General features: G+C 36.3%; 8 protein-coding genes. 4 read left to right on the top strand and 4 right to left on the bottom strand.

The annotated features are described in order from the left end of the window. The first annotated feature begins 91 nt into the window (after window positions 1-91). Together J536_RS25255 and J536_RS16035 are read left to right on the top strand one after the other, a co-directional pair. Window positions 92-238, top strand: a complete 147-nt coding sequence (locus J536_RS25255) for a hypothetical protein (RefSeq protein ID WP_079381033.1) — start codon at window positions 92-94, stop codon at window positions 236-238. A gap of 41 nt (window positions 239-279) precedes the next feature. Further along, window positions 280-711: a hypothetical protein gene (locus J536_RS16035; RefSeq protein WP_032063320.1), complete on the top strand. Its 432-nt coding sequence runs from the start codon at window positions 280-282 to the stop codon at window positions 709-711. 15 nt (window positions 712-726) lie between these two features. On the opposite strand, the gene J536_RS16030 is transcribed toward J536_RS16035, so the two are convergent. After that, a complete protein-coding gene (locus J536_RS16030; RefSeq protein ID WP_032063319.1) occupies window positions 727-1,164 on the bottom strand; it encodes a PaaI family thioesterase in 438 nt (145 codons plus the stop codon). Window positions 1,165-1,402: 238 nt separating this feature from the next. On the opposite strand from J536_RS16030, the gene J536_RS16025 reads away from it, so the two are divergent. Further along, a complete protein-coding gene (locus J536_RS16025; RefSeq protein WP_032063318.1) occupies window positions 1,403-2,245 on the top strand; it encodes a DMT family transporter in 843 nt (280 codons plus the stop codon). A 52-nt stretch (window positions 2,246-2,297) separates the two neighbouring features. Here J536_RS16025 and J536_RS16020 read toward each other — a convergent pair whose 3' ends face one another. Further along, window positions 2,298-3,533 carry a pyridoxal phosphate-dependent aminotransferase gene (locus tag J536_RS16020; RefSeq protein WP_002118408.1) on the bottom strand — a complete coding sequence of 412 codons (1,236 nt, stop codon included), beginning with the start codon at window positions 3,531-3,533 and terminating at the stop codon, window positions 2,298-2,300. A 208-nt stretch (window positions 3,534-3,741) separates the two neighbouring features. On the opposite strand from J536_RS16020, the gene J536_RS16015 reads away from it, so the two are divergent. Further along, window positions 3,742-3,921, top strand: coding sequence for a hypothetical protein (locus J536_RS16015; protein WP_002118942.1), 180 nt, complete (start codon window positions 3,742-3,744; stop codon window positions 3,919-3,921). A gap of 30 nt (window positions 3,922-3,951) precedes the next feature. Here the strand turns inward: J536_RS16015 and J536_RS16010 are convergent, their stop codons facing one another. Both J536_RS16010 and J536_RS16005 read right to left on the bottom strand, forming a co-directional pair. After that, window positions 3,952-5,391 carry a sensor domain-containing diguanylate cyclase gene (locus J536_RS16010; RefSeq protein WP_032063316.1) on the bottom strand — a complete coding sequence of 480 codons (1,440 nt, stop codon included), beginning with the start codon at window positions 5,389-5,391 and terminating at the stop codon, window positions 3,952-3,954. Between the two features lie 175 nt (window positions 5,392-5,566). Then, window positions 5,567-6,358, bottom strand: a complete 792-nt coding sequence (locus J536_RS16005) for a hypothetical protein (RefSeq protein ID WP_017386250.1) — start codon at window positions 6,356-6,358, stop codon at window positions 5,567-5,569. Window positions 6,359-6,470 lie beyond the last annotated feature (112 nt).

The following is a 6,470-nucleotide window of genomic DNA, read 5'->3' as shown; positions in this document are numbered from 1 at the left end:
CTGCGGATTAACAGTCCGTCGCTCTACCGACTGAGCTATGGGAGAATCTGCATGCGATTATAAGGAGATTTTGAGAAGGGTCAAGTCTAAATTGTCATGTTTACTTCATTTTTGTGTCGTATGCTTTTTATTTGATCAGTTGAGTGATGAGTTAAGAAATTACTTGCACTTTAAAAAATCAATTGCTAGATTCAAAAAAGAACAAGCGTTTGGAGAAATCCAAACAGTGTGGATTTAAACCAACTTGCCAGCACTAAAATGGCTAAATCGGAGATAAGTATGAAAACGCTTACGATCGCTTCTATTTTTTCTAATTTTGATTTCTATCAACACAATTATCTCAATATCTTAAATCAATCAGAATCTTATTACACACTTGTAGAAGGTGCATGGATTAATGCTTATCCTTTCAAAAAGCAGGATTTATATTTAGGCGATTTATTGCAGCTTTGGTTTAGCGCTAAATGGAATGTGCATAATTCACTTAAGATTTTAAAAAGCTCGAAACTACTAAACTCTTCTGAATCTTTATATATTTTTCAATTAGAAGGGGAGTTATTTTTGGGTAAAAATAAAGTTTTAGCTTGGTCTGTAGAGCATCAAGAAATTATAGAACTTCAACTTAAAAATATTTGGGCGCCGTATGTGATTGCACAAACTTGTGAACGTCCAGATAATTCAGATGACTTAATAAAAAAGGCAGCGGTTTAAGGCTGCCTTTAATAATTATGAACGAATAATCATGCAGGTTGCTGTTGCATAGGCATACAGTTTACCTTCCTCATCAATAATCTTTCCTTCAGAAATACCTAAATTTTTACTTAAATTAATAACTTTGCCTGTTGCAATTAAAGCCTGATTTTGGGGAATAGGGCGGCACATTTTTACGTTAAGGTCGATTGTGCCGTAACCTACACCCGCAGGTAACATCGTATGTACTGCACAGCCAGTCACTGAATCTAGAACTGTAGCAGCAAAACCGCCATGTACGCCACCGAGTGGATTTAAATGGTTATGATCTGCTTGAGCTTTAAAAGTAACAGATCCTTCTGAAATTTCAGTAGGTTGCATAGGTATTGTTTTACTAATGCTGGCAGGTGGAATATGGCCTTCTATCATTGCTTGTAAAAATTCAAGGCCAGTCATTTCCATCGGATTTTTCATTTTTGGGTCCTTTAATTCTTTAGGTTCTAAAATAGAACTTGATATTAGCCTATTATTAAGTCATCGATAAGTCAATTCTAGAGTTAAAGATTGAACTGATAAGTTGAATCTTAAAAACTTGTCCATTTAATATAAAATTCCTTTATTATAAAAATTGAATTAAATGAGTTGCATAATGAATTAGATAGATAAGAAAGACTTCTTTTACACTATAAGAAATAACAGGAGCATAAGGACAATGCTTTTTAAAATTGCACTCATAATGGCGGCTTTTGCAGCAAATTCTGTATTGTGTCGTTTGGCTTTGGTTGGCCGACATATTGACCCAATGACTTTTAGTCTAATACGAGTGGGAAGTGGTGCGGTTGTTTTATTTGGACTGTTTTTATATTCAAAATCGTCTCAAACCAAAGTCCAATGGAGTTTAAAAAACGCATTTTTTCTAGCGGTTTATATTTTGGTATTTTCATATGCTTATCTTCAGATCGACGCTGGTATTGGTGCTCTTTTATTGTTTGGGGTTGTACAGCTGACTATGGTGCTTTATGGCTATTGGCAGGGTGAACAGATTGGCATATACCGTGGTATAGGCTTATGTATTGCTTTGGCTGGAATCATTGTTTTGTTATTACCCGATACTCATGCGCCTGATTGGGGATATGCTCTAATTATGGTGATATCTGGGTTGGCATGGGCAGGATACAGCATTGCTGGTCGTAATATGACACAACCGATTGGTAGTACGTTGGCAAATTTTACGCTAGCTGTGCCAATGGTTTTGTTGGCGAATGTATTACTTGCCCAAGATCGCTACATTGACATGCAAGGATGGGTCTTAGCGATTTTGTCGGGCGGTGTCACTTCAAGCGGGGCTTATGTACTCTGGTATGCAATTTTGAAGCATATTGATCGAGTGACAGCGAGTACAGTACAGCTAAGTGTGCCATGTTTGGCGATTATAGGTGGAAGCCTATTTGTAAATGAGACTGTGACAGGGCGAGTGATTTTATCGAGTTTTATGGTTTTATTTGGAATTTTATTAGTCATTTATATAAGACCTCAAAAAGCCAAAAATGCATAAGTGAATTAAAAAAGGGTTCTCTCAAGAGAACCCTTTTTATGCAAAATGCAGATTATTTCGCAGCTTTTTCAGCTTCAATTGAAGCAATAGCAGCGTCTACACCTTCAATTGAGTCAGCAGCTTTTTTGATACGTGCTAACGCATCAACGAGTACTTCGTCAGCTGTTGCATATGAAATACGCATAAAACCGCCTAAACCAAATGCATCACCAGGAACAACTGCTACGCCAGTTTCTTCTAGTAACCATTCAGAGAACTCTGTGCAAGATTTTAAGCCTTTTGCACGAATAAGAGGACGAATGTTTGCATAGGCATAGAAAGCGCCATCAGCAGGTAAGCAAGAGATACCTTTAATATCATTTAAGCCATTTACAACTAAGTCATGACGGCGTTTAAACGCTTCAATCATAGGTTGTAAAACGTCTTGTGGACCATTCAATGCAGCTTCAGCAGCAACTTGCGAAATAGAAGTTGGGTTAGAAGTTGACTGTGATTGGATCTTTTTCATTGCACCAATGATTTTCGCTGGACCGGCTGCATAGCCAATACGCCAACCTGTCATTGCATATGCCTTAGAAACACCGTTTAAAACAATCGTGCGGTCATATAAATCAGGTGCAACAGTTGCGATGTTGTAGAACTCATCTTCCCAACGAATCGGTTCATACATATCGTCAGATGCAACAAATACTTGTGGATGACGACGTAAAACTTCAGCTAAAGCTTCTAATTCAGCTTTGCTATAAATCATGCCTGTTGGGTTAGATGGGCTGTTTAATACAACTAAACGAGTGTTAGGTGTAATAGCAGCTTCTAATTGTTCAGGAGTGATTTTGAAGCGTTGGTCTTCGCCACATTTCACAATGACTGGAGTACCTTCAGCAATAATGACCATATCTGGATAGCTTACCCAGAAAGGTGCTGGAATAATAACTTCATCGCCTTTGTTTAATAGAGCAAGTGCCAAGTTAAAGAAGCTTTGTTTACCACCACAAGAAACCAAGATCTGGTTCGCTTGATAATCAAGATTATTATCACGCTTGAACTTAGCAATAATTGCTTTTTTTAACCCAGGAGTACCATCTACAGCCGTATATTTGGTGAAACCATTATTAATCGCTTCAATTGCAGCATCTTTGATGTGTTGAGGGGTATCAAAATCTGGCTCGCCAGCACCTAAACCAATCACGTTCTTGCCAGCAGCTTTAAGTTCAGCAGCTTTGTTTGTTACAGCAAGTGTAGGGGACGGTTTGATAGCATTGACACGATCAGAAAGACGTACGTCCACGGCAATATTCCTCTTATGGGATTAAAAAATAAAAAGCATACTATCTTATCGCAAAAATTAAGCAATTTGCGGATACGGGTATTTTTAGATGTAAAAAAGTTTAATTTAAGAAGATTCTTGTTGCTGTTTTACTCAATTGAAGCTTTTTTGAAAAGAAATGATAAAAATCATTTATAATAGGTCGCAATCGAAATTTCGAGAATGAATCATGACTGAGCAACAGCCAAAACAGAAAAAGGCTTTGGTGAAATTGCCATTCCCAATGCCGAATGAAAGCAATCAAGCAGATGATGCGGTACACAACCAAGTGCGTCCAAAACCAGAGCAATATGCGGATAGAACATGGATGCCTCCACGTGGTACGCGTCGTTCTATGGGAAAACGCTAATTTTTGAAAAACAGGCAATATGCCTGTTTTTTATTGATTGAATAAAATTTCTTGATAATAACTTTTTTTCTTTTGATACATGTGATGGTCTGCTCGTTTTAACATGTCCTCAATCTGTTCATTTGTTTGAGTGGTTGCATGTCCAATTGCAATACTTACTGGATGGCTTGAATAATATTGATTGTCGATATTAAAAAGCTCCTGAATCGTTTGAAGCATAATTTGAACGTTCGCTTCATCTGCGCCTGGCATTAAGATCACGAATTCATCACCACCGATTCTGGATGCAGTATATGCTGTATTTGAAATAGCCTGACTTAAAATATTTCCAACACGGCGTAATAAACCATCTCCAATATCATGCCCAAACTGGTCATTTGTTTCTTTTAATCCGTTCATATCTAAAAAAATTGAAGAAACTGGTCGAATAATACTTCGGTTTAAGCGATTAAGTTCCTCTGTAAAAAAAGCACGGTTATATAGTTTAGTAAGAACATCGTGTTGCCCTAAATATTCAAGATAGTTTTCCGCTTTTTTCCGGGCAGTAATATCTGTCAGCGCAACTTGCACTAATCCCCAAGTCTCTTCATATCCCGGAAAAACGGTAAATTGAAGCAAGACATTTCTTATTTGGCCATCTAAAGCGTAGTTAACGGCTTCACGTTTATGATGGATATTACCTTGCCATAACTCGATGAGTTGTTCTCGAAAGGTTTCAACCATTTCTTCAGCAAAAATCTTATGTGTATTTCTTAAAAGTGTCGACTTATCAGGAGCTTTAAATAAATCTATCGTGGCCTGATTAACATCTAAAATTAAAATATCTTCTACACACTGGCGGACAAACTCAGGATGAACATCTAGAAAAGTTCTGAAGTCTTCAATTCCCAATAGCCTAAGTTGATCAATTCTATTTTTTATACGGCTGAAATCCTCGACCCACAGCGAAGTAGGCGAGTAGATAAACATAGATTCAGCCAAGCGACGATTTTTTTCTTCCTGTCGAAGTGCATTTTGATAGGGGGTAATATCTTCGGTAGTAATTAATACCCGCTCAAAATTAGATTCAGAACCAGGTAAAATAGACCCTCTTAACTGAACATCAATACGTTTGCCTGATAAGGTGTAATTCACGGTAGTGCTTGAAAAATGGGTTTTACCATTCCATAACGCTTCAAGCTCATAAATATGTGATTCGAACATTTCCTTTTTAAAAATAAGATTCAAATTTGAATATAGTTCCTCGCGCGTTGTTGCTTCAAAAAGTTCCAAGGTTTTTTGGTTAACACGAATAATTTTAATTTTATGAGCGCATTCAATAACTAAGTGTTTATTTTGATTTAAAAATTCATGGAGGTTTTCAATTCCTTGCTTTCTCCATAAATCAAATTGTTGTTTAACTTCACTGAAATCCTCAATCCACATTGGAATTGGGCTAAGGTCAAAAATCGAAGAATCTAAAGTTTCCATATGTTTCTTTAAGTATTCAGTTTGCCTTAAAGTATAATGAGAAAAATTAAGATTTGGGAGGATAAAGAGTTTAAATATATTAGAATAATTAAAAATAAAAGGATTAAATGTAATTAAAAATAAAATAATGAGAAAGCAGAGATTATCTGCTTAACTCATAAATTTATAAGAAAACTTAACGATTAATAGGGTGATCAATGTTTTTTTCACCACGCCATAACTTAATAAAATCTTGCTCATCAAAATCGTAAAGTTCCATCAGTGCAACAACAGCACTCACAAAAATCATGGCACCTTCAGAGTTTCCATGAAGATTGAAAATTTTACCGTTTAACTTCCCTAAAATATCACTAAGCTCATGATCACGGCCTCGTCCATAACGATCTCGTGGATACAACTCTTCATTTAAAACAATAAGAGCTATGGCTTTTTCAGCATCTGATAAATCAGTTTTATCTAAAGCTTCTTCAAATGATTCACTGCCATGATTAAAGTAAAAAATAACTTCATCATTAATGAAACTTTGTACCATCTTTTGAGTTAAAGTCGGAAATTGTGATACTGCATTATCTTCTACATAGGGTTTAAAAGATTCCGGAAAGATAACGTTATGATAAATCCCTTTAAAAAGAGGAGCGATTTCAGAAACTTTATAACCCGCAATGCCACAGCCTAATGCAGTAATGAAATATTTCATTTTAGGATGATTTTTTGTGTATACCTTAAAGTCTTCAACATAATGTTGAATTTGTGAAAGTGGCATTTGTTGAATGTGTTCATTTAAAGTTGGAATTGCAAAGCTTTGACCAGCCCAGCCACGACCTACACCTTCAACTGCTCCGAAGTGCTGACTTGCAACGCGCGCTGCACCACTACCGTGTTGTCCAGCAAGATTACTTCCAAATACAAAAACTGTATCTTCGGGAAGTTCGGTTACAATACTTTCATCATGATATTGATAGGTCATGGTTATACTTTTTGTTTAATGGATAGCTTCATGTTGCAACCGATTAGGGTATTGGTCAAGTGTTAAGATGCTTAATCTTTTACATTGAATTTCAAGCTCAATTTAGACTTTA

The sequence above is a fragment of the Acinetobacter sp. 809848 genome, assembly GCF_000581275.1.
In the GTDB taxonomy this organism is placed as follows: Bacteria; Pseudomonadota; Gammaproteobacteria; order Pseudomonadales; family Moraxellaceae; genus Acinetobacter; species Acinetobacter pittii.
Note: the sequence above shows the minus strand (reverse complement) of the source record. Positions and strands in the feature narration are given on the sequence as shown.

What these genes read in the sequence shown, in the direction of transcription:
- J536_RS16035 (WP_032063320.1), top strand. Translation starts at nt 280, where the DNA reads ATGAAAACGCTTACGATCGCTTCTATTTTTTCTAATTTTGATTTCTAT.
- J536_RS16030 (WP_032063319.1), bottom strand. Translation starts at nt 1,164, where the DNA reads ATGAAAAATCCGATGGAAATGACTGGCCTTGAATTTTTACAAGCAATG.
- J536_RS16025 (WP_032063318.1), top strand. Translation starts at nt 1,403, where the DNA reads ATGCTTTTTAAAATTGCACTCATAATGGCGGCTTTTGCAGCAAATTCT.
- J536_RS16015 (WP_002118942.1), top strand. Translation starts at nt 3,742, where the DNA reads ATGACTGAGCAACAGCCAAAACAGAAAAAGGCTTTGGTGAAATTGCCA.
- J536_RS16010 (WP_032063316.1), bottom strand. Translation starts at nt 5,391, where the DNA reads ATGGAAACTTTAGATTCTTCGATTTTTGACCTTAGCCCAATTCCAATG.
- J536_RS16005 (WP_017386250.1), bottom strand. Translation starts at nt 6,358, where the DNA reads ATGACCTATCAATATCATGATGAAAGTATTGTAACCGAACTTCCCGAA.